Consider the following 25,444-nt stretch of genomic DNA (forward strand, 5'->3'; position numbering starts at 1 on the left):
GTCCGGCTGCCCGGACCGTCTTGTTCTGGCGGCGGTTATTTTACGACCGTGTAATCCACGCCGTACCACTTTACCGAAAGCTTGCTGAGCGTGCCGTCAGACTGCATACCCTTCACGGCCTCGGCGATCTTATCGTTGAACTCCTTGTCTCCGTGTTCGATGGCAACGGCGAGCGGCTCGTAGAAGACCGGGTCGCCGACCTGCTTGATCGGATAACCGGCCTTCACCGCATCCAGAATGCTCGGCAGCGAGGAGACGACGGCATCGAGGCGGGTGCCGTCACCGAGGCGCAGGTCGTCGAAAGCGGTGGTCGAGTTGGCGTAGGACTTCACTTCCTTCGGCTTGAGCTCGTATTTGAACGAAGGCGCGCCGGCGGCATCGAGCGTCAGGTCGCCCTTGGCATAGGCTTCGAAGGTCGAGGTTGCGGTGGTGCCGACGACCTTGCCATCGAGGTCGGAAAGCTTGGTGGCCTTGCTGTCCTTATGAACGGCAACGGCAGCCGGCGTGTAATAATAAACGGCCGGGAAATCGAAAATTTCGGCGCGCTTCTTGGTCGGCGTCATCGAGCCGACATGCATGTCCCAGCGGCCGGCCCAGTTGCCGGCGGTGATGATATCCCAACCGGGCGTGACGAATTCGATCTTCACGCCGAGGCGCTTGCCGATATCCTTGGCGACGTCGACGTCGAAGCCGTCGAGCTCGTTCTTCTCGTTCATGAAGGATTGCGGCGCCCAGTTGGCGTCGGTCGCAACCTTAAGGTCCTTGGCCGCCATGACGCGGTCGAGGACGGCACCGGCATTGGCCGGGAGGGCGGCAAAGGCCACGGCAAGCGATGCTGCCGCTGCGGAAATCTTGGTCAGTCTGTTCATGCGATGGTTCCCTTTATTGTCATTCTTGGTTTTTGGCCCGGGCTCATTCCCGTACCGTCATGCAATCTTGATGTCGAAGAGACCTTTTCGTCTTCCGGCGATCTGAAGCAGCCGCAGGCCGGTCGCTTCCTTGAATCGTTGGAAGTCAGAGCTCTCCTTTCTGACGCATCTCGTCGCGAATGGAGCGCGCAACCCGGAAGGCCTCGACGCCGGCCGGAATGCCGCAATAAACCGCGATCTGCACGAGTGCTGCCCTCAGTTCATCCTCGGTCAGGCCATTGCGGATCGCGCCGCGAAAATGGATGCCGAATTCATGCATGCGGTTCAGCGCCGCCAGCATGCCGAGGTTGAGGAGACTGCGCTGCTTGAGATCGAGCCCTCCGTCGGTCCAGGCCGTGCCCCAGCAATATTCGTTGAGCACATCCTGAAACGGTGCCGAGAAGCTGTCGGCGCCGTTGATGGCGCGGTCGACATAGTCGTCACCCAGCACCTTGCGGCGAACGGCCTCGCCGCTTTTTCTGAGCGCCTCATCCATGGTTCGTCTCCTTGGCGCTCAGGAAACCGCGCATCAGGTTCGCCACCGTTTCCGGCGCCTCGATGAGAATGGAATGGCGCAGGCCCGGCAGGATCGACAGCGTCGAGCCGGGGATACGCTCGTGCATGTAGCGGGCCATGCGCGGATTGGATCCGGCATCGTCCTCGCCCGTCGCGATCAGCGTCGGGCAACGGATCTGGTCGAGGAAGCCGCCGAAGTCGGTCTCGGCGAGCACGCGGTAGGCCGCCGCATAGCATTCCGGATCGTTCTCGGCGTCGCGCTGGCGAAGCCTTGCGATGACCTCCGGGTTCGCGGCCTGGAATTCCTCGGTCAACCAACGCGACAGCGAGGCATTGTGATGGTCGGCTGGCGTACCTGCCCGCAACGCCGCAAGACGCTCGAGAACGCGCGTCCGCTCTTCCGGCGTCCGGCCGGCCACTGTCGATAGCAGCACGAGCTTGCGCAGCCGGCCCAGGTGGGTCAGCGCCAGGCGCTGGGCGATCAGCCCGCCGAGCGAGAAGCCGGCGAGATTGAAGGTCGAGAAGCCTGCCTTGTCGGCGAGCGCCAGCGCCTCGTTGACGAAATCGTCGATCTCGTAGCGGCCCTTCATCCGGCTCGATTGGCCGTGGCCGCGCAGGTCGAAGGTCAGGATGGTGAAACTGTCCTTCAGGCGCTCGACCACACCCGACCACGCCTCTAGATAGGAGCCGACGCCGTGGATGCAGACCAGCGGATCGCCGCTACCGTCGATCCGGTAGTTGAGCGTCACGTCTCCGACGGTATGGCGCTGTGCCTCTGCCATGTCAGCCTGCCGCCGCCTTGCGCTGCTTATCCTTTTCGCGCGCGGCGAAGAAGGGCATGATCTCCTTGACGAACAGCTCAATCGTCCGCTTCTGCAGCTCGAAGGGCAGGTTGAAGGTCAGGCCGAGGCAGTACTGGTCGACACCGGCTTCTTCATAAACCAGCAGCTTCTCGATCGCCTCGTCTGGCGTGCCGAACATCAGGTTCTTGCGGATATTGTCCGGACTGTAGTTATCCTTGCCCTTGACCGCTTCATAGGGCACCGCTTCCGGGAAACCTTCGCGGACTTTGCCGATATTCTGCATCAGGTTTTCGAAGGCGCGGCCGTAATCCATGCTGTGCTTGACCGCCAGTTCCCAGCCGTCGGGCTTGTCGTAGACGCAGGTGCGGCGCTGCATCATGAAGCGCGGGCGCGGTACCTCGGGATGATCGGCAACCGCCTTGTTAAACTTGTCGGCCAGAACCTGGATCTCGGCTGCCGGCTGCGAAAGCGGCGTGGAGAGAATGCTGGCGCCATTGGCGATCGCCCAGTCGAAGGAGCCGGGATCGCGGGCCGCGACCCAGATCGGCGGATGCGGCTGCTGCAGCGGCTTTGGCACTGAGGTCGCAGTCGGGAACTTCCAGTAGTGCCCGTCATGGGCGTAGTCGCCGGCCCAGAGCTTCTTCACGGCAGGCACGATCTCCTTCATGTAGGCGACGCCTTCCTGCTGTGGCATGCCGCCGGCCATCCGGTCGAACTCATACTGGTAGGAGCCGCGAGCGATGCCGAATTCCAGGCGGCCGTTGGTCAGATGATCGCAGAGCGCGGATTCACCGGCGAGGCGGATCGGGGTCCAATAGGGCGCAACCAGCGTCGAGGTACCCAGGCGGATCTGCTCAGTGTGCTGCGCCAGCCACACCAGCGTCTGGAACGGATTGGGAGAGATCGTGCATTCGATCGTGTGGTGCTCGGCAGTCCAGAGCGCCTCGAAACCGCCTTCGTCGGCCATCCGTGCCAATTGCAGGAGATTGTTCTTGACCGTCGACATCGGAATGTCCGGCGAGAAGCGTTCCATGGTCAGCGATACTGCGAATTTCATCTGCTAGCCTCCCTTTCGGGTTCAGTTTTGTGCCGTCACTTCAGACGGATGACGAAGGGGTCCTGCATGGCGCCGGAATAATCGATGATGACGTTCTTCAGCCGCGAGAATTCATGCATCACCTCGAAGCCACCGCGCCGGCCGTAGCCGCTTTCCTTGAACCCGCCATTCGCGGACATGAAGGAGGCCGAGCGATAGGTGTTGACCCAGACGGTGCCGGCCTCGATCTGGTTGGCGAAGCGCAAGGCCCGATCGATGTCCTTGGTCCAGATGCCGGAGGCGAGGCCGTAATGGCTGTCATTGGCGAGCGCGATCATCTCCGCCTCGTCGCGAAACGGCATGACGCCGACCACCGGGCCGAAGATCTCGTCGCGCATGAAGCCCATGTCGTTCTGCGCATCGACCATGACGGTCGGCTCGTAGTACCAGCCGCCGCTCGAGAGACCTTCCTTTCGTGGACGGCGGCCACCGGCCGCGACCTTGGCGCCTTCCTTGACGCCCGAGGCGACGTAACCCTCGACCTTGGAAAGCTGGTCGGCGAGCGCCAGAGGGCCGATATCGGTATCATCGACCGTCGGCAGGCCGACGCGGATGCGGGCGGTGCGGGCGATCAGCGCATCGATGAACTTGTCGTAGATGCTGGCTTCGACAAAGCAGCGCGAACCGGCAACGCAGGTCTGCCCGGCAGCGGCAAAGACGCCGGAGACGACGCCGTTGACGGCATGCTCGATCTCGACGTCGCCGAAGACCACATGCGGCGACTTTCCGCCGAGTTCCATTGAGCAGGGCACGAGGTTCTGCGCGGCATTGCCGGCGATGCGGCGGCCGGTCGCGGTGCTGCCGGTGAAGACATATTTGGCGACGCCCGGATGATGGGTCAGCGCCTCGCCGGCGCTCTTGCCGGTGCCGGTGACGACATTGACAACGCCCGCCGGGAAGCCGGCTTCATGGATCAGTTCGGCCAGCGCCAGCGTCGAGGCGGTCGCATGTTCCGACGGCTTGATGACGACGGTGTTACCGATCGCCAGGCATGGCGCCAGCGTGCCGGTGAGCAACATCAGCGGCGAATTCCAGGGCGTGATCATGCCGACGACGCCGAGCGGTTCGCGCAGGTTGATGTTCAGCGTATCGGCCCGATTGATCGGGATTGTGTCGCCCTGCAGCTTGTCGGCCATGCCGGCGAAGTAGTGATAGCTATCAGGCATCGAGCGCATCTGCGCCCGGGTTTCCTTCAGCAGCTTGCCGTTGTCGCGCGTCTCGATTTCGGCAAGCGTATCGGCATTGGCACGGACGAGTTCTGCGAGTTTGCGCACCAGCGCGCCGCGGTCGGTCTGCGTCATGCGCCGCCAGGCCGGATTGCGGAAGGCGGCATTCGCGGCCGCGACGGCGGCTGCCACGTCGTCGGCATCGGCTTCGGCCAGATCGTACCAGCGTTCGCCGGTGGTCGGGTCGTAGCTGGCGATGTAGTTGCCGTCCTTCGGCGCAACGAATTCGCCGTTGATGAACAGGCCCTGCCGCGACCCTTCGATGGTGCTCACTGTCGTCTTCATGTCACTGTCCTTGGTCTTGGGAGGCTTGGATCCAGGCACGGGCTTCGCCGTCGATCATCGCGACGCGGCCGCCGTCGTCCGAATCCATGTAGATGCCGAACCGGCCCGCCTGCCGCTCGCGGACGTAGCGGCGCAACATGGAGCGCAGTTCGTGGGTGGCGATCGCTTCGTATGGCAGATCGTCGATGGCGAAGAAGCGGAGGTCGGCAGGCAGGTTGACGCCCGCGCCCTCGCCCGCCAGCCGGGCACGATAGACGAGATAACCGGGATCGCTGTCGGCTACGTCGAAGACGGAATAGAGAAAGGTCTCCTCCGGAACGAGGCTCAGCGCATCGCCGCCATCCACGACGAGCTGGCTGTCGGCCTTGCGGCGGCGCGCCGAGGGAAGCACCCAGCCGAACTTGCCATCGGAGCGCAACAGCAGGCCGTCGCCGGCTTCGATCAGATAGCCGATGATCATGCCATGCGATGCGAGCCATCCCGATGGCAGCGGATCCTTGACGCTGGCATAGCGGCCGCGGCAGAAGCCGAGCGGCGCGGTGGGGCTGGTGCCGAAGGCGCGAACCTGACCGATCAGAACGGAGTGATCGCCGGCGTCGACGGTGTTGTAGGTCGTGCAGTCGAACCAGGTGAGGCTGTCGGTCAGAACAGGCGCGCCTGTATGGATATGGTCGTGATTGACCGACTGAAACTTGTCCGGCGACTTCGAGGCGAAGGTGGCCGATACATCGACCTGGCCCTCATGGAGAATGTTGACCGCAAAGCATCGGGCCTTGGTAAAGGACTGATAGCTGGAAGCCGATTTCGCGACACAGACCAGAAGCAGTGGCGGATCGAGCGAAACCGAGGTGAAGGAATTGGCGGTCATGCCGCGCGGCGTGCCGTCCTCGTCGCGGGTGGTGATGACGGTGACACCCGTCACGAAGGTTCCGAAGGCCCGGCGCAGGGCGATCGGGTCGATCGGCGCATCCGCCTTTGCCGCTGTCTCCGCCATGCTGTCTTGCCTCCCTCTTGCTGTTGAGAGGAGGCTAGCGCTGCCGGTCCGGCCGTTCTTCCGTGGCTTCGACGGAGCCAGCGGAAAACTTCTGCTGCGATCCGTAGGAGAGTGAAAGTGGCCGCGCGAAAGCGCGGGAGGCGAAGATAAAGCGGCTGGGAAGGACTACTTTTCGGCGGCGCTGACGCGATTGTCGATAACGCCATACAGGCGGATTGCCAGCTCGACGGCAAAACGCTTTTCCTGTGTTTCGACATTGACGCCGAAAAGCTCCTGAATGCGTGACAGCCGGTAGCGCAGCGTCGTCACATGCAGGCCCATCGTATCGGCGCAGGCCTGGCTGCGGCAGCCCTCTTGGAGGTAGGTGGAGAGCGTCTCCAGATAGGGCGTACCGTTTTCGCGGTCATGCTCGGCAATGGCGCCGACACTTTCTTGCACGAAGCTGCGAACATCGCCCGCTTCAGACGCCGCGACCAGCATCGGCAGCGGCCCGAAATCCTGCGCCGAGACAGCGCCGGTCAGCCCGAAGGAGCGGCCGATGCGGATCATCCGACTGCAGCGTTCCCAGGCCGCCGGGTAATCGGACAGCGTTGCGCAGCGATTGCCGGCGACGACGACCGGCGGCTCGTCGAAATAGCGGCCGAGCTCCTCGGCGATCCGCCGGGTCAGCTTGACCGTCCGCTCCTGCCGCTTGCTCGCATCATGGGGCACCAGGCAGACGACGCCGCCATCAATGGCGATCAGGTTTGCCTGCAGCGAAGCCTGCTGCATGATGCGGGCGAGCGTATGCTCGACATCGACGGAAGCGCCGCCGAAAGCCTTGGTCTTGTCGGGGAAATCGATGACGATCATCTGCTGCGGCTGCGAGAAATTCAGGCCCAACCGTTGAGCGCGCTGAGTGACATCGCCGGCATTGCGCCAACGGGCCTCGACGATCTCGAAGAACAGCTCGGTCTGGGTGCGAGTCTCGAACCTGAAGCGGATGAAGCTGCGCATCATCTGCACACTGAGCGCAAACTTTGCGCTGTCGAGCATCAGCAGATCGAGATCGCTGAATTCGCGCGAGGTCGGGAAGATGATCAGGGCGCCGACCAGCTGATTATCGACAGTCAGCGGCTCGATGCGCGCAGAAATCTTGAAACGCTGCGCGCCGTCATCGAGAAACAGGCTGGCGGCATCGGTCGTGCCGCGATCGATCGCCTCGCGCGCCGCCTTCATCAGCGGCCGGGCGAGTGTGGTTGCCGCGGCCTCCTGCCAGGAGGCTTCGTCATAGAGCGCATTGGGCGGACGTCCGGCGATCACCTGATTGGCAGTGAAATCGACGACCACCGTCGGGTTGGGCAGCATCATGCCAACCATTGCCGAGAGCGGCGCGACCGCGCCATCGCTCAAGACATGCTCAAGCAGCGACGTATGCGCCTGCAGCGCCCGCTCCAGGCGCTGCGCTGCGCGCTTTTCCGCCTCCAGCCGGTGCTCGCGCTCGATGGCGATGGCGCCCATGTGGATGATCGCGCCGAGAAAGGCGAGGTCGTCTTCGGTGACGTCGGTGATCTGCCGGGAGATGACGCTCAGCACCATCGGCCGGCCCTCGGCATCCTTGCAGTTCATCGGCATGACGAGAACGGTGCGATAGTCGCGCTCGAAGGCCTCCTTGCGGTAGCCTGGAAACTCCACGGACTCGCGGGCATCGCGGATATAGACCGGCTCGTTGCGCTGCAGGGCGATCAGCGAGGGGCTGGTTGCCAGCTCCCATCTATCAGGGAGCTGCCGCTCGATCAGTGTCGGGTCGTAGCGGACGATGACATAGGCATAGCCATGCGCCGCGTCGATGCCCATGATCGAACCCAGTGACCAATGAGCATGACGGCAGGCCGCCGCAATCAAGTGCTGCAGCACGGTCTGCAGGTCGCCGCCGCTGTTGATCTGGCTGGCGACGTCGCGGAGCGCCAATATCTGAGACTTCTGATCCAACCTGCCTCGCTCCCTCCGGCTACCGCGCATCATGCGCGCGCCTTCGGGATAAATCTACTCCGTTTCGATGGAAGCCGGTGCCCCACGCTTCCGTCATATGAAGGAAGACGCCGACCGTTTAGCCGCTAGGCTTCTGCCAGTTTCAACATTTCGTATCGGCGTAAGGCATGACACTCGGCATCAGAAAAATCTCGACCTTCCTGGAAGAAACCCACATCGAGGGCGGCAAGGCGGCCCCGCGTCCTGTGACCATGGTCGTCGTCGCGGCGGTGATCCAGAACCCCTGGGCAGGGCGCGGCTTTGTCGAAAACCTGCGGCCGGAAATCATTCGCATTGCCGGCGAACTCAGCCATGAAATGACCAGCCGCCTGCTGCGGCAGATGGGCGCCGACAAGATCGAGGCCTGCGGCAAGGCGGCAGCGACGGGCATCGACGGCGAGATCGAGCACGCCTCGGCGATGATCCACACGCTGCGCTTCGGCAACCCGTTCCGCGAGGCGATCGGCGGCACCAACTACCTGGAGTTCGCCAATACCCGCAACGGCCCCGGCGCGCTCCTGTCGCTGCCGATGATGCACAAGAGCGAGAACGGCAAACGCTCGCACTTCCTGACCGCCAACTTCCTGATTGCCGATGCGCCCGGTCCGGACGAAATCGTCGTGGCAATCGGCGCCGCCGATGGCGGCCGGCCGCATGCCCGCATTGCCGATCGCTTCCAGGATATTGCCGAGATGGAAGCCGAAAAGGCCGCCAAGGGCTAGAGAGAATGAAGTTAGACGCCGTCGATCTCAGAATTCTCGATGCGATTCAGCGAGATGGCCGCATTACCAAACTGGCTTTGGCAGAAAAGGCCGGCCTCTCGCCCACGCCCTGCTGGATGCGGCTGCGCAAGCTTGAGAAGGCTGGGATCGTCACCGGCTATCATGCCCGCATCGCGCTTCGCAAAATTGCCCCGGTCGCGAGCGTCATGGTCGAGGTGACGCTCGCCAATCACCGCCAGAACGATTTCGAGCGCTTCGAGCGGGTGATCGGCGGCATTCCCGAGATCGTTGGCTGCTGGTCCGTCGGCGGCGGTGTCGACTACTTCCTGCGGATCGCCGCACCCGATATCGATGCTTACCAACGGCTGATCGACGGGCTACTTGACCGCGGACTCGGGATCGAGCGCTATTTCACCTATATCGTAACGAAGACGGTGAAGGATGAAACCGCGCTACCGGTCGCCGCTCTCGTGCAGCCCGGTGAAAGCTCGAATGACGCATCGAGAGATCATGCGGCCCGGCGCTCAGCCTTGGACAATCTCTCTCTTTGAGCCGCCCTTAAAAGACAAAATCTCGCCTGCTTCCGTGAAAGATTTCGGTATCGGTAACGAGGAGACAGACATGACCGCGGTTTTTGCCCGCCCCGATTTTCATCAGGCGCTTTCGCGCCTCAAGGACAGGCATCTGCTTCGCGATCTCGCCTATTGCGACGGGCGCTGGACGGCCGGCGCCGACAACAAGGGTTTTGAGGTCACCGATCCGGCAAGCGGTGCGACCATTGCCTGGGTGGCAAGCCTTGGCGCAGGCGAGACCACAGCAGCCATCGATGCCGCCTCGCGGGCACTGCCCGCTTGGCGCGGTCTCCTGCCGCAGGAGCGTGCGCGCATTCTCAGAAAGTTGTAAAAACTGATACTGGACGCCAAAGATGATCTGGCGCTGATCATGACGCTCGAACAGGGCAAGCCGCTGGCGGAATCGCTGGGCGAGATCGATTATGCCGCCTCCTTCGTGGAATGGTATGCCGAGGAAGGCAAGCGGCTGAACGCCGAGAACGTCACCAGCCACCTGCCCGGCGCCGAGATGATGGTGCGCCGCCAGGCCATAGGTGTCGCCGGCCTTGTCACGCCGTGGAATTTCCCCTCCGCGATGCTGAGCCGCAAGGCCGGTGCGGCACTCGCGGCCGGTTGCACCGTGGTGGCTCATCCCTCTTCCGAGACGCCGCTTTCGGCGCTTGCGCTGGCGGAATTGGTTGAACGCGCCGGCATGCCTGACGGCGTGTTCAACGTGCTGACGGGTGATGCGGCGTCGATCGTCGGCCAGATGTGCCGCGATACGCGCGTTCGGGCCATGAGTTTTACCGGCTCGACCGAAGTGGGCAAACTGATCGCCCAGCAGAGTGCGCCGACGATGAAGCGGCTGGTGATGGAGCTGGGCGGGCATGCGCCGCTGATCATTTTCGAGGACGCCGATATCGACCGCGCGGTGGATATCGCGATCGATGCCAAGTTCGCGACCTCGGGCCAGGATTGCCTCGCCGCCAACCGCATCTATGTGCAGCACTCGATCCTTGATACCTTTTCGGCGAAATTTGCTGAGCGCATCAGGGCGTTGAAGGTCGGCGCGGGCCTGGAAGCCGGTGTGGAGATCGGCCCGCTGATGCATGGTCGCGCCGTCGCCAAGGTCGAAGAACAGGTCAATGACGCGATCGCGCGCGGCGCGAAATGCCTGACCGGCGGCAAGCGTCACAAGGCCGGACCGCTGTTCTTCGATCCGACGCTGTTGATCCATGTGCCCGACGATGCGCTGATCATGCGCGAGGAGACTTTGGGCCGGTCGCCGCCATCACCGCCTTCGACAGTGAGGACGAGGTCGTGACCCGCGCCAATGACACCGAATACGGCATCGTTCCGGTTTCGTTCGACCTTAGCGTACGATCTTGGACTGCTCTTGTTCTGACCCCTTAGTGCGTCGGGCGAATAGGCGCACTTCGTCTTATCAACCCACAACCAACCGGGCGGCCATCGCTCTGCCGCTCGTGCCGCAGATCCAGATCGGTGGCGCCGGCGGCGAAAGGGCGCCACCAACGGTCTTGTGGAAATGATGCTGTCGATGCTGGTCGCCGATCGGCTTGAACAGCAGGCTTCGCCGGCTGCGGCGCCGATCGAGCAGCATTGATTGTGGATGGGCCGGTTCCGCCGGCCCATTTTACTCGCCAGGACGCTGCCGCCATGCTCTGAATATTCGTGGCATGGTCTCATTTTTTGCTGACGGGCGATAGCGTCCGTTTATTTGTCAGACGGCGCCTGCTGGATCACCCTATCGCAACACCATTCTTGCATTCATGGCCTATCGTTTCGTCCACACCGCCGATCTCCATCTCGACTCTCCCCTCCGCTCTCTCGCGCTTCGCAACGCAGAGCTGGCCGATCTCGTGAGTGACGCCAGCCGGCAGGTGCTGGTCGCGATCGTCGATCTTTGCCTTGAGGAGCAGGTCGATGCACTCGTCATTGCCGGCGATCTCTATGACGGCGAACAGACGTCGATGAAGACTGCGCGCTTCCTGGCAGGGCAGCTCGAACGGCTGCACCGAGCGGGCATCTCAGTCTTCAAGATCCGGGGCAATCACGATGCGATGTCGAAGATCGCCAGGGAACTGGTGATGCCCCATACGGTGAAGATCTTCGGCGGCCATGCCGAGATCGTGGAGGCCACGAAGGGCAGCTTGTCGGTCGCGATCCATGGTCTGAGCTTTGCGAAACCGCAAGCCCCGGACCCGCTGCTGCCGAAGTTCAAGCCGCCGGTAGCGGATGCCATCAATATCGGCATCATGCATACCAGCCTGGCCGGATCAGCCGGGCATGATGTCTATGCGCCCTGCAACGTGCTCGACCTGCATGCCTCGGGTTTCGATTACTGGGCGCTCGGGCATCTCCACCAGCGCAGCCAGTATCCCGGCACGGCGACGGTCATCATGCCCGGCATGCCGCAGGGCCGCGACATCAATGAAGCGGGCGTCAAGACCGTGTCACTGGTGACCGTGGCCGACGACCGGAGCGTGACGGTGGAGGAGCGGCGCACCAGCATCGCGCAGTTCGAGCGCGTCAATGTCGACCTCACGGGTGTCGATGATTGGCGTGAGGCGGCCATGGTGATCGAGACGGCGCTGATGGCGCAGCGCGACCGTACGGCTTCGCCGCATCTTGTCGCACGCCTCAGGCTTTCCGGCCGCACGCCGCTCTCCTGGCAGCTGCGGCGCGATGTTGACCTCATGCAGGCGGAAGCCGAGCGGCGCAGCGACCTGATCGGCCGCACCTGGATCGAGAAACTGGAACTCGCCTTCGAAGCGCCGTCGATCCCCGCAGACGCGTCCGCCGCCGATCCCGTCATCGAACTCGGCACGCTGATGCGGGACGAGGTCATTGCGCGTAGCGGATTTCGCGACGATGTCAGGGAGATGGTCCGGGACCTGCTCGCCGACCTGCCGCCCGAGAGCCGGGCATTTGCCGGTGATAACGAGGCGGGTTTTGAACGCTTCATCGACAGCCTTCTCAGCGATGGCGCCGAGGACATCGCCGCCCGGATGAAGGCGGTGGATCGGGGAGACAGCTGATGCGTCTGCGCCGCCTCGACCTCACCCGCTATGGCAAGTTCACCGATCACTCCATCGATTTCGGCGCGGCCCGTCAAGGTTCGCCGGACTTGCACATTGTTTATGGCCTGAACGAAGCGGGCAAGTCGACCACCTTCGCCGCCTATCTTGATCTGCTCTACGGCATTGGTGAGCGCAGCACCTATAATTTCCTGCATCCCTACAATACGATGAAGGTCGGTGCGCGGCTGGAATTTGGCGGCTCGGAATACGAGCTCGCTCGGCTCAAGCTGCGGACCGGCAGCCTTGTCGATGATCGGGGACAAGCTGTGAACGAGGCGCTCCTGGCCGGCGCGCTTGGAGGCGTCGGTCGCGAGGCCTATCGCACCATGTTCTCGCTCGACGATCAGTCGCTCAAGGAAGGCGGCAACGCCATCATACAAAGCAAGGGCGAACTCGGCGAATTGCTGTTCTCGGCCAGCTCGGGTCTGGCAGGCCTGAGCCGTTCGCTGGTGACCGCGGCCGACGAAGCCAACGCAATCTACAAGAAGCGGTCGTCGAGCACCAAGCTCGCGGAACTCAAGCGTTCGCTCGAAGCGCTCAAGGCCGAGCGCAATGCCATCGACACGCTTGCTTCGGCCTATGCGGGCCTGAAATCGACCCATGAGCAGGCCGAGCGCGCCTATGGCACGACCACACGGGAATTGGCCGAGGCCAAGTCGCGGTATCAGGAGCTGACCCGCCTTCTCGGCGCCTTGCCTGCAGCGCTGGAGCTCCGGCGGCTGGATGCAGATGCAGCCGCCATGAGCGATCTGCCGCGGCCGCCGTCCGAATGGTTCGCGCTCCTGCCCCAGCTTTCGCGCGACGAGACGCGGCTGCAGGCGCTTGTCGAGACCGCCGACCGCACGCTGCGCCAGCTTGCCGACCAGATCGAGGCGATCGCGATCGACGACAAGGCTCTGGCAGTCGCCGCGCATATGGACCTGCTGGATCAGGGTCGGGCGCGCTATCTTGCGGCTGAGAGCGATCTGCCGAAGCGCCGGCTGGCGCTGGCCGAACAGGAGGGTGAGTTGGTCCGACTGCTGGCCGATCTCGAACAGCCCGGCCATGCGAAACCCGAGGCCCTGCTGCTGCCCGCTTCGCTGATCGGCATCATCCGCGATCTTATCGAACGGCGTTCCGGCGTCGAGGCGAAACTGGCAGCCGCTGATCGGGAACTGTTGCGAGCGCGGGAGAATCTCGAAAGGCTGGACAGGGAAGGCGGCTCGCGAGATGGAGCTGGGGTCCTGGATCCCGAGCTTTTCGGCCGCATCGAGATCGCCCTGAGCCGGCTGGCGGGATCTGATCTCCCCGTGCGGCTTACCATGGAAGAACGGACACTTGTCCAGGCGAAGCGAACGCAGGAGAACCGGTTTGAACAGCTCGCACCCTGGAGCGGCAACGCCGCCGCTCTGCAGCAAATGGCCGTGGCAGAGCCTCGACAGATCGAAGCCTGGCGTGGCCAAGCGGCCGCTATCGACAAGCGGATTGGCGATCACGAGGGAAGGCTGCGCGATCTCGGCACCGAACAGGCGCTGACCAAAGCCCGGATCGCGGCCTTCGTCGCCGGCGGTTCGATCGACGATACCGAGGCCGCGCGGCTGCGCGATGAACGCGATGCCGCCTGGCAGGCGCATCTTACCAGCCTGAATGCCGCCACGGCTCGGATTTTCGAGGAGCGGATGCGGCAGGACGACGTGGTATCCGCCGGCCGGCTGTCGCGGGCGCAGGAACTGGCCGAGCTGCGTCAACTCCGCCAGGCGGAAGCGGCAACGGCAGCAATGATCGAGCGGCAAAGGGAACTGCTTGGCGAAGCGCGCGCCGAACATGATGCGCTTGCCGAGCGCATCGGTGATCTGCTGCCTGAAAGCATCGAACATGACGCCGAAGCCGCGGCGCGCGTGGCCGCACTCGAGACTTGGAGCACCAAGCGAGCCGCGGCGCTCGCCGCCTGGGACGATCTGCAACACGCAGAAGACACGGTGCACGCACTTCGCCTCGAACTGGATAGGCATGTCGCAACGCTTGCGGAGAGCCTTGCAGAAGCCGGTCTTGATGACGCAGGCCAGCGACCGGTCGCCGAGCTGATGCAGGCTGCAAATAATATAATCGTCGCCGGCAGAGCCGAGCGGGCGACGCGGCAGGCGCACGAGAAGGCGGTCGGTGACCTCAGCCACGATCTCAGGGAACGCGAGCGCGACCGGCAGGAGGCGGAAGCCGCCATGGCGGCTTGGGAGCGGGAATGGGCAGAGGCGCTGTCGCGAACCTGGTTTGCCGATAAGGCCGGTTCGATGGCCGCTGTCCGCGCGATGCTGAATGCGCTCGCTACACTGCCCTCCATCCTGAAGGAGAGTGATGACCTCGCAAGTCGTGTTGCCGCGATGGAGCGCGACCAGCAGCAATTCCGCGAGCAAATTGCCGGTCTCCTCAGAGACTGCGGTCTCAGCCAGTCGGCGGTGGATACGCTCGCCTCCGCAAACGCGCTTGTGGAACGTCATGAGGCGGCGCGGCATGCGGCTCAGCTTCGGGCAGACCGGCAGGCGGATCTCGAAAGACAATTGGAAAAACGGCGTGCGCTGGAGGAGGAACTGGCCGTTCACAATGCCCGCAAGGACGAATTGACCGGCTATTTCGCTGCGGACTCGCTTGCTTCGGTCGAAGCATTCCTGAACCAGTCCCGAGAGCGGGACCGGCTGGAGGAGCGAGCCGCCGCGTTACGCCACCAGATCACCGAGGCATTGCGTGCTGCGAGTTTTTCCGAAGCCGAACGGCGCCTCGACGCTGTCGACGCCGCTGCGGTCGAGCGCGACGCCATGGAGCTTGGCGCCCGGATCGAGGATCTCACCGAGCGTGCGAAACTTCTCTATTCCGACGTGTCGCTGGCGCGGCAGAAGCTCGAGGCCGTCGGCGGAGACGACTCCGTGGCCCGGATCGAGGCCAAACGCAGAACCATTTTCCTTGAAATCGAGGAACTGGCCGTGCGGCATCTGACGCTGCGCGCGGGCACGCTCGCGGCTGAACAGGCGCTGCATATCTATCGGGAAAAACATCGTAGTTCGATGATGAACCGCGCATCGGAGGCCTTTCGCCTGATCACCGGCGGCAATTATTCCGGCCTGACGACCCAGCCCGACCGGGACAAGGAGATATTGATCGGCGTGTCGCGCGACGGTGGTTCGAAGCTTGCGGACGCGATGTCGACCGGCACCCAGTTCCAACTCTACCTCGCGCTGCGGCTGGCGGGCTACGAGGAATTCGCAGCGTTTCGCCGGCCCGTACCCTTCGTCGCCGATGACATCATGGAGAGCTTCGACAATCCTCGCTCCGAAGAGGTCTTCCGCTTGCTCGGCGAAATGGCAAAGGTCGGACAGGTTATCTACCTTACCCACCATTGGCATCTCTGCGAGATCGCGCGAGACGTTGTTCCGAACGTGACCATACATCAACTGCCGTGACAACGCGCAAAGAAACGCCGCGCCACCTCTGCGTTTCGGCAGGGAAATCAATCTTGCCACGGGTCCAGCACGACAATGCCCGTGCCTTCGAAATCCCGGGCATTGCGGGTGACGACGGTGAGGCCGTGAACCAGGGCCGTCGCGGCAATCAAGACATCGGCTTCATTGCGCCGGTCTGGAACATGCAGATGCGCGCAGCACGTCGCGACCGCATCGTCGATCGACAGGATACGGTCGGCGAATGCTGGCCGAACCTGATTTTCCAGCCATGCACGCAGACGAGCGCCCTGCGCTGCATCGCGGCGCTGCACGCCGAGTATTCCACGTTCCAATTCCAGGATCGTCATGGCGGAGATGCATAGGCCTGTTGCATCTTGCGCTCCAGCCCATGCGACCACATTAGCATTGGCCTTGCCGTCTCCGACCTTCCGCAGCTCGGAAACAACATTGGTGTCCAGCAGATATTTCAAGATAGATCGACTCCACGGGGGGCGATCTCAACTCGAGGCAGATCGAAGTCGATATCCGACAGGCCTGGCATGGAGAGAGCATCGACGAGACTGCGGGGCTTGCCGGTTAGCCGCTCGAATTCGTCATAGGTCATCAACACGTGGGATGGCTTTCCACGATCCGTGATGATGACCGGACCATTTTGCGCCGCCTTCTTTGCCCTGCTCACGTCGTGATTTAGTTCGCGGCTGGAAAGATGTGTCACGCTCATAATCCACCTCCGATGTAGGCACTTACCTACATATAACATTCGGAGAATGAAAGGCAAGATCAGCCGGCCGTTTCGCGGCAGGAGACGTCGGGTCACGATCGCGAAATCGATGCGGGGCTACACGAGCGATGTCGGGATATTGGCTTCCCAGATCATCTCTGATCTAGTCTCGATTCTCAGCCGGCTACGCAGCCTGGGCTGACGGTATTTGAAAAAAAGCGAGAGCCGTATTCTCATGACCACTCACCGCTTCATTCCGACGACCTTCCACAATGTCATCGGCTCTCTTCCGCCCGCCTTGCACATCGCTGACGGCGACACCGTCGTCACGGAGACACTCGACGCCATCGGCTATGACAAGGACGGCATCCGGCGGACATCTGGTCCCAACCCGATGAACGGCCCGATCTTCGTGGAAGGCGCGGAACCCGGAGATGCGCTGAAGGTCGAGATCATCAGCATGATCCCGACGAGGGACACTGGTTTTACGCGCAGCATCGTCGCGGCCAATGTCATCGATCCTGAAACGGTTCGCGACCTGCCGCCGCGCGACATGGCGATCTGGGCGATCGACCGCGAAGCATTGACGGTCCGATTGTCCGAGCCGGTCTCCGGCCTCGACAGTTTCGTTCTGCCTCTTGCGCCGATGATCGGCTGTTTCGGGGTTGCGCCCAGCCTTGGCCAGGCAATCTCGACGGCGACCAGCGGCGAATATGGCGGCAACATGGATTATCGCCTGTTCGGTCCGGGCACGACCGTTCGCTTGCCCGTATCGGCGCCGGGCGCCCTTTTCTTTTTGGGCGACTGCCATGCGGTGCAAGGAGATGGCGAGATCGTCGGTACCGGCGTCGAGACCACTTTCGACGTCACGGTGCGGCTGACGGTGGAAAAGAAGGCCGGGCTGATCTGGCCACGCGGAGAAACCGCTGAAGACATATTCACCGTCGGCAATGCGAGACCCCTCGACCAGGCGCTCCAGCATGCGACGAGCGAAATGCTGACCTGGCTGGCGTCGGATTACGGCCTGGACCGGACAGCGGCCAGCCATCTGCTCGGCCAGGTCGTGCGTTACGACGTCGGCAACGTCTTTGACCCGGCCTATACGATGGCCTGCCGGGTCGCCAAGAAATGGCTGGTTCGCCAGTCATGACGGACCAGCATATGCGTCAGTCGTGCCGCGACAGGAAGCGGGAAACGGTCGCCAGGCAAAGCTGCTTTTCCTCGACATGCGGCATATGGCTGGAATTTTCGAAGAGCACCCATTCGCAGCCCGGGACGCGTTCGAGATAGGGCCTTACGACGAGGGGCGTCGCCTCGTCATGTTTGCCCGAGATCAGCAGCGTCGGTGCTTCGATGCGGTCGAGCCTGTCTTCGATCGTCCAATCCTTCATCGTTCCGATGACGTGGAATTCCGTCGGGCCGTTCATGTTGCGATAGACGGTGTTGTCTTCGTCCATGATGGCGAATGTCCGCGCCACATCGGGCGGCCATGGCGCGACGCGGCAGACATGGCGATCATAGAAGACGCGGGAGGCGGCGATATAGTCCGGATCGGTAAGGCTTCCCGCCCGTTCGTGCTTCAGCAGCGTGTCCTGCACCTCCTTCGGCAATTCCTGCCGCAGCCGATTGGCTTCGGCAACCCAGGTGTGCATGTTGGCCGGCGAGTTGGCGATGACAAGGGCCTTCAGGCCTTGCGGCCGGCGCACCGCATGTTCGGCGCCGAGCATGCCGCCCCAGGACTGGCCGAGGAAGGCGTAACGATGCTGGATGCCGAGATGGGCAAGCAGTGCGTCGAGCTCTTCGAGGAACAGGCCGACCGTCCAGAAATCCGGGCCCTTGTCCGGAAGGCGGGTGGAATTGCCGTTGCCGAGCTGGTCGTAGTGGATGACCGGGCGGCCGTCGAGGGCGGCGATTTCCTTGAAGGAATCGACGTAATCATGCGTGCAGCCGGGCCCACCGTGCGCAACGACGAGAGGCAGCTTGTCGCTTTTCAGCGAACCGGTGACGCGGTACCAGGTGCGATAATCGCGAAAGGGCAGATAGGCTTCACTTGTTGCGACTTCGGCCACCGACATCTCCATTCCTCGGAAGTTTGGAAACCATAACGCGGCAACCGCGGCGAAGGCAGCTATCACAAGTTATAGGATGGCAATGATCGGCCGCGCTCTTAGAGCAGGCGGTAATGAGTGGCGCGTACGACGGCCTGCGTACGGTTGCGGGCGCCGAGTTTCTTGGCCGCGGCGTTGAGATGCATGACCACGGTCGGGACGGAACGGCCGATGATGCGCGAGATTTCCTTGGCGGAATAGCCTTCCGCCGAATGGCGGAGGCATTCGCGCTCCCGCTCGGTCAGGCGAATGGTGCCGACGCTTCGAGCCTTCGTGTCGAAAAGCGAATAGGCGGTCTCATGGAAGACGTGGGCAAGCAGGTTGAAGTCAGCGATAGCGCGCAACGCATGCCGTTCGAAATCGCGGTCGCCGCGGAAACGGATGCCGGTGACCGTCGCATAATCGCCTCCCGGCATATGCACCGGCACGGTGACACCGGTCGACATGTCGCGTTCGAGGAGATAGCGCGTCACCGGTGCGGTGTCGTCACTCATGAAGCGGTTGATCAGCGTGTCCGCATTCGTGTCGTAATTCCAGAAGAACGGCGCGGTGCTGCGCAGCGCCACCTGCTGGACCGGGTCGATGCGGAAATAACCGCGATCGAACCAATAGTCGTGCATATCGTCGGCGATGTTCCGGAGCTTCAGCAGCGACGGGATCATGATCGCGCCGTCGAGGTCGTAGGGCACCGGCGTATAGTCGTAGATGAGAGCCTCGAAGCCCAGCTGCTTCATCGCCTCGAAGGCCTGGTCGATCCGGCCGTCCAGCGTCTCATGCGCCGTAAACTGCCGTCTGATCGTTCCGATGTCGTCAAGCATGGGCTGCTCCCGGTTTCGGCGTGGCGCCCTACCCTATCACTTCTTATAGCTGGCACGGAACGCGATTTACGGTAAAAAATTAACCACGCCCAAATATTGAGCAAGGGGTATTTTCTGCTGGAGCAATCAATGTGGCGTGAAATACAGCCGGACGCGCGATTTGAGATCGATGCCGGTGGCTATCGCGTCGTCGCCTATAGCTTCGGGACCGGCAACGAGACGGTTTTCTGCCTGAACGGCGGTCCCGGTCTGCCCTGCGATTACCTGCGCGAGGCGCACTCCTGCCTGATCGACAAGGGCTACCGCGTCGTCGCCTTCGACCAGCTCGGCACCGGCGCCTCCGATCGGCCGGACGATCTCTCGCTCTGGACGATCGGCCGCTATGTCGAGGAGACCGAAACGGTGCGCAAGACGCTCGGACTCGGAAAGGTCCACATGCTCGGCCATTCCTGGGGCGGGTGGCTGGCGATCGATTATGCCTTGACCTACCCCGAAAACCTCAAGACGCTGATCCTCGAGGATACCGTCGCCGACATGCCGCATCTGATCTCGGAACTGGAACGGCTGCGGGCAGCGCTTGGTCCGGAAACAGTCTCGATGATGCAGAAGCATGAGGCGCAGGGGACCTACGATCATCCGGAATATATCGCCGCCGTCACCATCCTCAACTACCGCCATGTCTGCCGCCTGGCCGAATGGCCGGCGCCGATACGCCGTTCGCTCGACGACTGGAACATGGCGCCTTACGCGACGATGCAGGGCCCGAACGAGTTTCTTTACATCGGCAACCTCAAGGACTGGAACCGCATCCCGGATCTGCCGCGGCTGACGCTGCCCGTGCTGATCACCACGGGAGAGCATGACGAGCTGACGCCCGCCTGCGGGCTCAGGATGAAGCTGGCGCTGCCGAATGCCGAGCTCCGGGTGTTCGCCAATGCCAGCCACATGCCCTTCTATGAGAACCCGCAGGACTATTATCCGGCGCTTCTCGATTTCCTCGACCGGCACAAGGCAGCCTGATGAAAACGAAAGCGGCTCAAACCGGACGAGGACAGAGGGGCGGCCGTGCTCATGTATCGCTATAAATTCGTTCTGACCCGACCGCTTCAGTTCCTGCCCGTCATCTTCGGCATCAGCGTCATCACCTTCATTCTGGTTCGGCTGATCCCCGGCGATCCGGCGCGCAACATCCTCGGTACGCGCGCCACACCGGCTGCCCTTGCCAGCATCCGTGCCCAATACGGTCTCGATCAGCCGATGTGGCTGCAATATGTCTATTTCCTCAAAAATCTCGCCAATGGCGAGATGGGCAAATCGATCCTCTACAAGATCGACGTGCTGAAGCTGATCGTCACCCGCATCGAGCCGACGCTTGCCCTCGTCGCCGCAAGCGTCGTGCTGTCGGTGCTGATCGCTGTGCCGATGGCGGCGATCGCCGCACGCAATGCCGGCCGGGCGCCGGACCATGCGGTGCGCATCGTCTCGACCTTCGGCATCGGCTTTCCGCCCTTCTGGTTGGGGCTGATGCTGATCATCCTCTTCAGCGTCGAACTCGGGCTGCTGCCGGTTTCCGGCTACGGCGCGACGCTCGGCGACAAACTTGCGCATCTCGTGCTGCCGAGCCTGACGGTGGCGCTGTCGCTCTCGACCGTTTTGACGCGCAGCCTGCGCGCCGCGATGATCGAGTCGCTGAAATCAGATGTCGCGACGGCGGCGCGCGCCCGCGGCATGCCCGAAGGCATCGTCTTCTGGCGGCACGTGCTGCCGAATTCGCTGGTGCCGGCGATCAACCTGCTTGCCGTCAACATCGGCTGGCTGATCGGCGGCACGGTTGTGGTCGAGAGCGTCTTCGCGCTGCCCGGCATGGGCCAGCTCCTCGTCAGGGCGATCTTCTCGCGTGACTATATGGTGGTGCAGGGCGTCGCGATGGTCTTTGCCTGCGCCACCGTGCTGATCAACTTCATCGCCGATATCGTCACCGTTGCCGTCGATCCGAGGGTGAAGCTATGAGCGTCGAGGTGACAACACCCGCGTCCCCTGGCCGCCTCCTCCTCGGCCGGCGGCCGATGTTTGCCGTCGGCGCCGGCGTGCTGTTGTTCTTCATCCTGCTGGCGCTTGGCGCGCCTCTTCTCGCGCCCTATGACCCGATCATGCAGAATGCCGAGGTGCGCCTGCAGGCGCCTTCGCTGCTTCACCCCTTCGGCACCGACAATTTCGGCCGTGACATCCTCTCCCGCGTCATCTGGGGTGCGCGCGTCGATCTGCAGATGGCGCTGATCGGCGTCGTCTTCCCGTTCCTGATCGGCACGACGGTCGGCACCATCTCCGGCTTCTTCGGTGGAATCGTCGATGCACTGTTCATGCGTCTGGTCGATATCATTCTTGCCTTTCCCTTTCTCGTGCTGATGCTGTCGATTATCGCGATCCTCGGCCCAGGACTCGGCAGCTTCTACATCGCCATGGCGCTGGTCGGCTGGGTCTCCTATGCGCGGCTGATCCGGGCGCAGATGCTGGTGCTGAAGAGCAGCGATTACGCAGTGGCCGCCGTCAGCCTCGGCTTCAGCCGCAGGCGTATCATGTTCCGGCACCTGCTGCCGAACGCGATTGCCGGCTCGATCGTCTTTTCCATGTCCGATGCGACTCTGGTGCTGCTGAGCGGTGCGGCCGTCAGCTATCTCGGCCTCGGCGTCCAGCCGCCGATCGCCGAATGGGGCGTCATGGTCGCGGAGGGGCAGAGCTTCATCACCACCGCCTGGTGGATCACGCTGTTTCCCGGCCTCTCCATCGTCTGCCTTGCCTTCGGCTTCAGCATGCTGGGCGATGCGCTCGGCGAATTGCTGGGAGTGCATGAATGAGCGGTCCTGTGCTCTCCGTTCGCGATCTCACCGTCAGAGCGCATCTCGATTCCGGCCCGCGCACGCTGCTTGATGCAGTCTCGCTCGATCTCGGTCGCGGCGAAATTCTCGGTCTCGTCGGCGAGAGCGGCTCGGGCAAGAGCCTGTTCTGCCGCTCGCTGGTGCGCGTCTTGCCCTCCTCGCTGCTGAAGATCGAGAGCGGTTCCATGCTGCTGGAAGGACGCGACCTGACGCGGATCCATGACGTTGAGATGCTGAAGGTGCGCGGCGGTGAGATCGGCATGATCTTCCAGAACCCGACCAGCCATCTCGATCCGGTCATGCGGATCGGCAATCAGATCGCCGAGGGCATCCGCTATCATCAGGGCCTTGGTGCCCACGAAGCTCGCGCCGCGGCGTTGGAAATTCTCGCGCAGGTCGGCTTTCCCGACCCCGGCCGGCAGTACGACAGCTATCCGCATGAATTTTCCGGCGGCATGCGCCAGCGGGCGATGATCGGTGTTGCCCTGTCCTGCAATCCGAAAATCCTGATCGCCGACGAACCGACGACGGCGCTCGACGTCACCATTCAGGCGCAGATCCTGCGGCTGCTGATCGATATTCGCGACCGCCGCGGCCTGTCGATCATTCTCATCACTCACGATCTCGGCATCGTCGCCCAGACCTGCGACCGCATCGCCGTAATGCGTGGCGGCAAGCTCATCGAAGAGGGGCCGAAGCGGACGATCCTCGCACAGCCGCAACATCCCTATACGATCAACCTGATCGACAGCCACCCGTCGATATCAGGCGGGATGCCGGCGCCGGCGCTCGAGATCGCCGAGGCACGCGCGCCGGCGAGACCCTTGCTCGAAATCGATGATCTGCACGTGCGTTTCAGAGCCGGTGGCAGCCTGGTCAAGGGTGGCGCCAAGACGGTCAGCGCCGTTGCCGGCGTCAGCCTGCAGATCATGCCGGGCGAGACGGTCGGCATCGTCGGCGAATCCGGCAGCGGCAAAAAGCACGCTTGCCCGCGCCGTGCTCGGTCTCACGCCACTTTCCTCGGGTCATGTCACCTTCGACGGTGTCGATCTCACGCTGCAGAAAAGCGCTGGCCTGGCAAAGCTCAGGCGCGAAACGGCGATGGTGTTCCAGGACCCCTATAATGCCCTCAATCCCCGGCTGACGATCGGGCAGATGCTGGCCGAGGTGCTGAAGGTGCAGGGCAAGGTCGCCAAGGCCGATATTCCGGCGCGCATCGGCGAACTGCTCGATCTCGTCGGCCTCGAGCGCGAATTCGCTGAGCGCAAGCCGCGCAGCATGAGCGGCGGTCAGTGCCAGCGCGCCGGCATCGCCCGCGCGCTTGCCGTCGAACCGAAGCTGATTATCGCCGACGAATGCGTGGCGGCCCTCGACGTCACCATCCAGGCGCAGATCATCGAGCTTTTCCGCCAGCTCACCGCGAAGATGAACCTGACGCTGGTCTTCATCGCCCATGATCTGGCGATCGTGCGCAATCTCTGCGAACGCGTCGTCGTGATGTATCGCGGAGAGATCGTCGAGGAGGGCCGCTCCGACGAGGTCTTCGCGCGGCCGAAGCATGCCTATACCGCGGCGCTGATCGCTGCCATTCCCGACATCGATCCTGACAAGCCGCTGCTGCAAGGGCACCGGCCGCAGGGACGAGGCGCAATCCATATCCATCAGACGCATGCCATAACAAAGAAGGGAACGAACTGATGCCAAACAGGTGGAAATCAATCGGGCTTGCCGCCATGCTCGCTGGCCTGACATTGAGTGCAAGCTATGCCGAAGCCGCCGGTGTGCTCACCATCGGCCGCCGCGAGGATTCGACGACATTCGATCCGATCAAGACGGCGCAGAACATCGACAACTGGGTGTTCTCGAACGTCTACGATGTGCTGATCCGCGTCGACAAGACAGGCACCAAGCTGGAGCCGGGCCTTGCCGAAAGCTGGACCGCCTCCAATGACGGGCTGACCTACACCTTCAAGATCCGCGATGCGAAATTCTCGGACGGTTCGCCGCTGACGGCGGAAGACGCGGCCTACAGCCTGCTGCGCATCCGCGACGACCCGGCCTCGCTCTGGAGCGATTCCTACAAGGTGATCGACACGGCGGCTGCGACCGACGCGCATACGCTGACGATCAAGCTCAAGAATCCGTCGGCGCCGTTCCTGTCGACGCTGGCGCTGCCGAACGCTTCCGTCATTTCGAAGGCGGGCATGGAAGCGCTGGGCGCCGATACCTATGCCGAAAAGCCGGTCGCATCCGGCGCCTTCACCGTCGAGGAATGGCGGCGTGGCGACCGCATTATCCTTAAGAAGAACCCAAACTTCTGGCAGGCCGACCGAGTCAAGCTCGACGGCGTCGAATGGATCTCCGTGCCCGACGACAATACCCGGATGCTCAACGTCCAGGCCGGCGAGCTGGATGCGGCGATCTTTGTACCGTTTTCCCGGGTCGAGGAGCTGAAGAAGGATACAAGCCTCAACGTCGACGTCGATTCCTCTACTCGCGAGGATCATCTTCTGATCAACCATGCGCACGGCGCGCTCGCCAAGAAAGAAGTCCGCCAGGCGCTCGACTTGGCGATCGACAAGAAGGCGATCGTCGACGCCGTCACCTTCCGCCAGGGCACGGTTGCCAACTCTTACATTCCGAAAGGCGCGCTTTATTATTTCGCCGATAATTTGCAGCGGCCCTACGATCCTGAAAAAGCAAAGGAGATGCTGCTTGCTGCTGGCGCTTCCGACCTGACGCTCAATTATCTGATCCGCGCCGGTGACGAGGTCGACGAACAGACGGCCGTGCTGGTCCAGCAGCAGTTGCAGAAGGCCGGCATTACCGCCAACCTGCAAAAGGTCGACCCGAGCCAGGAATGGGACATGACGGTTGCGGGCGACTACGACATCTCCGTCAACTATTGGACGAACGACATCCTCGATCCGGACCAGAAGACAACCTTTGTTCTCGGCCACGATTCGAACAATAATTACATGACCAACTACAAGAATGAGGCGGTGAAGGAGCTGGTCGCCAAGGCGCGTCTCGAACTCGACCCGAAGAAACGCGAAGAGATGTATGTCGATCTGCAGAAGATGGCCAAGGACGACGTCAACTGGATCGACCTCTATTACAGCCCCTACATCAACGTCTCGCGCAAGAATATCGAGAACTTCCACCAGAACCCGCTCGGCCGCTTCTTCCTGGAAGACACGGTCAAGAACTGAGTTCGGGCAGCTCGCAAATGCTCCGCCGCCGTAGAGGCGGCGGAGCCTGATTTATTGCTGAAACAA

The 25,444-nt window shown here is 62.7% G+C and carries 20 protein-coding genes and 2 pseudogenes; 11 read left to right on the forward strand and 11 right to left on the reverse strand.

The genetic code is table 11. The features are described 5' to 3' along the window. Nucleotides 1–35: 35 nt before the first annotated feature. The 7 genes from NL154_RS31275 to NL154_RS31305 all read right to left on the reverse strand — a co-directional run bounded on the left by NL154_RS31275 (nt 36) and on the right by NL154_RS31305 (nt 7,799). Nucleotides 36–869 carry a transporter substrate-binding domain-containing protein gene (locus tag NL154_RS31275; RefSeq protein WP_434734636.1) on the reverse strand — a complete coding sequence of 278 codons (834 nt, stop codon included), beginning with the start codon at nt 867–869 and terminating at the stop codon, nt 36–38. Between the two features lie 145 nt (nt 870–1,014). After that, nucleotides 1,015–1,404: a carboxymuconolactone decarboxylase family protein gene (locus tag NL154_RS31280; protein ID WP_434734637.1), complete on the reverse strand. Its 390-nt coding sequence runs from the start codon at nt 1,402–1,404 to the stop codon at nt 1,015–1,017. Next, entirely contained in the window at nt 1,397–2,206 is an 810-nt protein-coding gene (locus NL154_RS31285; protein WP_434734638.1) for an alpha/beta fold hydrolase, read from the reverse strand. Before NL154_RS31285 ends, NL154_RS31280 begins: the two co-directional genes overlap by 8 nt. 1 nt (nt 2,207) lies before the next feature. Beyond that, on the reverse strand, nt 2,208–3,284 hold the full coding sequence (locus NL154_RS31290; protein WP_434734639.1) for an LLM class flavin-dependent oxidoreductase: 1,077 nt from the start codon (nt 3,282–3,284) through the stop codon (nt 2,208–2,210). 35 nt (nt 3,285–3,319) lie between these two features. Continuing rightward, a complete protein-coding gene (locus tag NL154_RS31295; protein WP_434734640.1) occupies nt 3,320–4,834 on the reverse strand; it encodes an aldehyde dehydrogenase in 1,515 nt (504 codons plus the stop codon). 1 nt (nt 4,835) lies between these two features. Then, complete coding sequence (locus tag NL154_RS31300; protein WP_434734641.1) at nt 4,836–5,828, reverse strand: flavin reductase; 993 nt, start codon at nt 5,826–5,828, stop codon at nt 4,836–4,838. A gap of 165 nt (nt 5,829–5,993) precedes the next feature. Then, nucleotides 5,994–7,799, reverse strand: coding sequence for a helix-turn-helix domain-containing protein (locus NL154_RS31305; RefSeq protein ID WP_434734642.1), 1,806 nt, complete (start codon nt 7,797–7,799; stop codon nt 5,994–5,996). 167 nt (nt 7,800–7,966) lie between these two features. Here NL154_RS31305 and NL154_RS31310 point away from each other — a divergent pair, with 167 nt between their 5' ends. The 5 genes and pseudogenes from NL154_RS31310 (at nt 7,967) to NL154_RS31330 (ending at nt 15,643) form a co-directional block, all read left to right on the forward strand. After that, a complete protein-coding gene (locus NL154_RS31310; RefSeq protein WP_434734643.1) occupies nt 7,967–8,560 on the forward strand; it encodes an amino acid synthesis family protein in 594 nt (197 codons plus the stop codon). A 5-nt stretch (nt 8,561–8,565) separates the two neighbouring features. Beyond that, nucleotides 8,566–9,111 (forward strand): Lrp/AsnC family transcriptional regulator, encoded by a 546-nt coding sequence (locus NL154_RS31315; protein ID WP_434734644.1) that lies wholly within the window; start codon nt 8,566–8,568, stop codon nt 9,109–9,111. A gap of 70 nt (nt 9,112–9,181) precedes the next feature. Then, nucleotides 9,182–10,467 (forward strand): annotated as a pseudogene (locus NL154_RS31320) (NAD-dependent succinate-semialdehyde dehydrogenase); the annotation flags it as partial. Nucleotides 10,468–10,901: 434 nt separating this feature from the next. Beyond that, the gene (locus NL154_RS31325; protein ID WP_434734645.1) at nt 10,902–12,170 is read left to right on the forward strand and encodes a metallophosphoesterase family protein; all 1,269 of its coding nucleotides are present in this window, start codon (nt 10,902–10,904) and stop codon (nt 12,168–12,170) included. Further along, nucleotides 12,170–15,643: an AAA family ATPase gene (locus tag NL154_RS31330; RefSeq protein WP_434734646.1), complete on the forward strand. Its 3,474-nt coding sequence runs from the start codon at nt 12,170–12,172 to the stop codon at nt 15,641–15,643. Before NL154_RS31325 ends, NL154_RS31330 begins: the two co-directional genes overlap by 1 nt. A 47-nt stretch (nt 15,644–15,690) precedes the next feature. Here NL154_RS31330 and NL154_RS31335 read toward each other — a convergent pair whose 3' ends face one another. Together NL154_RS31335 and NL154_RS31340 are read right to left on the reverse strand one after the other, a co-directional pair. Then, a complete protein-coding gene (locus NL154_RS31335) occupies nt 15,691–16,113 on the reverse strand; it encodes a type II toxin-antitoxin system VapC family toxin (protein ID WP_434734647.1) in 423 nt (140 codons plus the stop codon). Beyond that, complete coding sequence (locus NL154_RS31340; RefSeq protein WP_184455494.1) at nt 16,110–16,364, reverse strand: type II toxin-antitoxin system Phd/YefM family antitoxin; 255 nt, start codon at nt 16,362–16,364, stop codon at nt 16,110–16,112. The genes NL154_RS31335 and NL154_RS31340 overlap by 4 nt, the downstream gene beginning before the upstream one ends. A gap of 235 nt (nt 16,365–16,599) precedes the next feature. Between NL154_RS31340 and NL154_RS31345 the strand changes: the two genes are divergently transcribed. Continuing rightward, nucleotides 16,600–17,514: an acetamidase/formamidase family protein gene (locus NL154_RS31345; RefSeq protein ID WP_210633560.1), complete on the forward strand. Its 915-nt coding sequence runs from the start codon at nt 16,600–16,602 to the stop codon at nt 17,512–17,514. A gap of 16 nt (nt 17,515–17,530) precedes the next feature. Here the strand turns inward: NL154_RS31345 and NL154_RS31350 are convergent, their stop codons facing one another. Both NL154_RS31350 and NL154_RS31355 read right to left on the reverse strand, forming a co-directional pair. Next, nucleotides 17,531–18,433 carry a proline iminopeptidase-family hydrolase gene (locus NL154_RS31350; RefSeq protein WP_210633561.1) on the reverse strand — a complete coding sequence of 301 codons (903 nt, stop codon included), beginning with the start codon at nt 18,431–18,433 and terminating at the stop codon, nt 17,531–17,533. Nucleotides 18,434–18,531: 98 nt separating this feature from the next. Next, nucleotides 18,532–19,290, reverse strand: coding sequence for a helix-turn-helix transcriptional regulator (locus NL154_RS31355; protein WP_210633562.1), 759 nt, complete (start codon nt 19,288–19,290; stop codon nt 18,532–18,534). A 129-nt stretch (nt 19,291–19,419) separates the two neighbouring features. Here NL154_RS31355 and NL154_RS31360 point away from each other — a divergent pair, with 129 nt between their 5' ends. From NL154_RS31360 to NL154_RS31380, 5 genes and pseudogenes are all read left to right on the forward strand, one after another. Beyond that, entirely contained in the window at nt 19,420–20,310 is an 891-nt protein-coding gene (locus NL154_RS31360; RefSeq protein WP_434734648.1) for a proline iminopeptidase-family hydrolase, read from the forward strand. 51 nt (nt 20,311–20,361) lie between these two features. Further along, nucleotides 20,362–21,300, forward strand: coding sequence for an ABC transporter permease (locus NL154_RS31365; protein WP_434734649.1), 939 nt, complete (start codon nt 20,362–20,364; stop codon nt 21,298–21,300). Beyond that, nucleotides 21,297–22,145: an ABC transporter permease gene (locus NL154_RS31370; protein ID WP_221147508.1), complete on the forward strand. Its 849-nt coding sequence runs from the start codon at nt 21,297–21,299 to the stop codon at nt 22,143–22,145. The genes NL154_RS31365 and NL154_RS31370 overlap by 4 nt, the downstream gene beginning before the upstream one ends. After that, nucleotides 22,142–23,844 (forward strand): annotated as a pseudogene (locus tag NL154_RS31375) (dipeptide ABC transporter ATP-binding protein). Before NL154_RS31370 ends, NL154_RS31375 begins: the two are co-directional and overlap by 4 nt. A 19-nt stretch (nt 23,845–23,863) precedes the next feature. Next, nucleotides 23,864–25,378, forward strand: a complete 1,515-nt coding sequence (locus tag NL154_RS31380; RefSeq protein ID WP_210633566.1) for an ABC transporter substrate-binding protein — start codon at nt 23,864–23,866, stop codon at nt 25,376–25,378. Nucleotides 25,379–25,444 lie beyond the last annotated feature (66 nt).

The sequence above is a fragment of the Rhizobium sp. YTUHZ044 genome, assembly GCF_051123975.1.
Classification (GTDB): Bacteria; Pseudomonadota; Alphaproteobacteria; order Rhizobiales; family Rhizobiaceae; genus Rhizobium.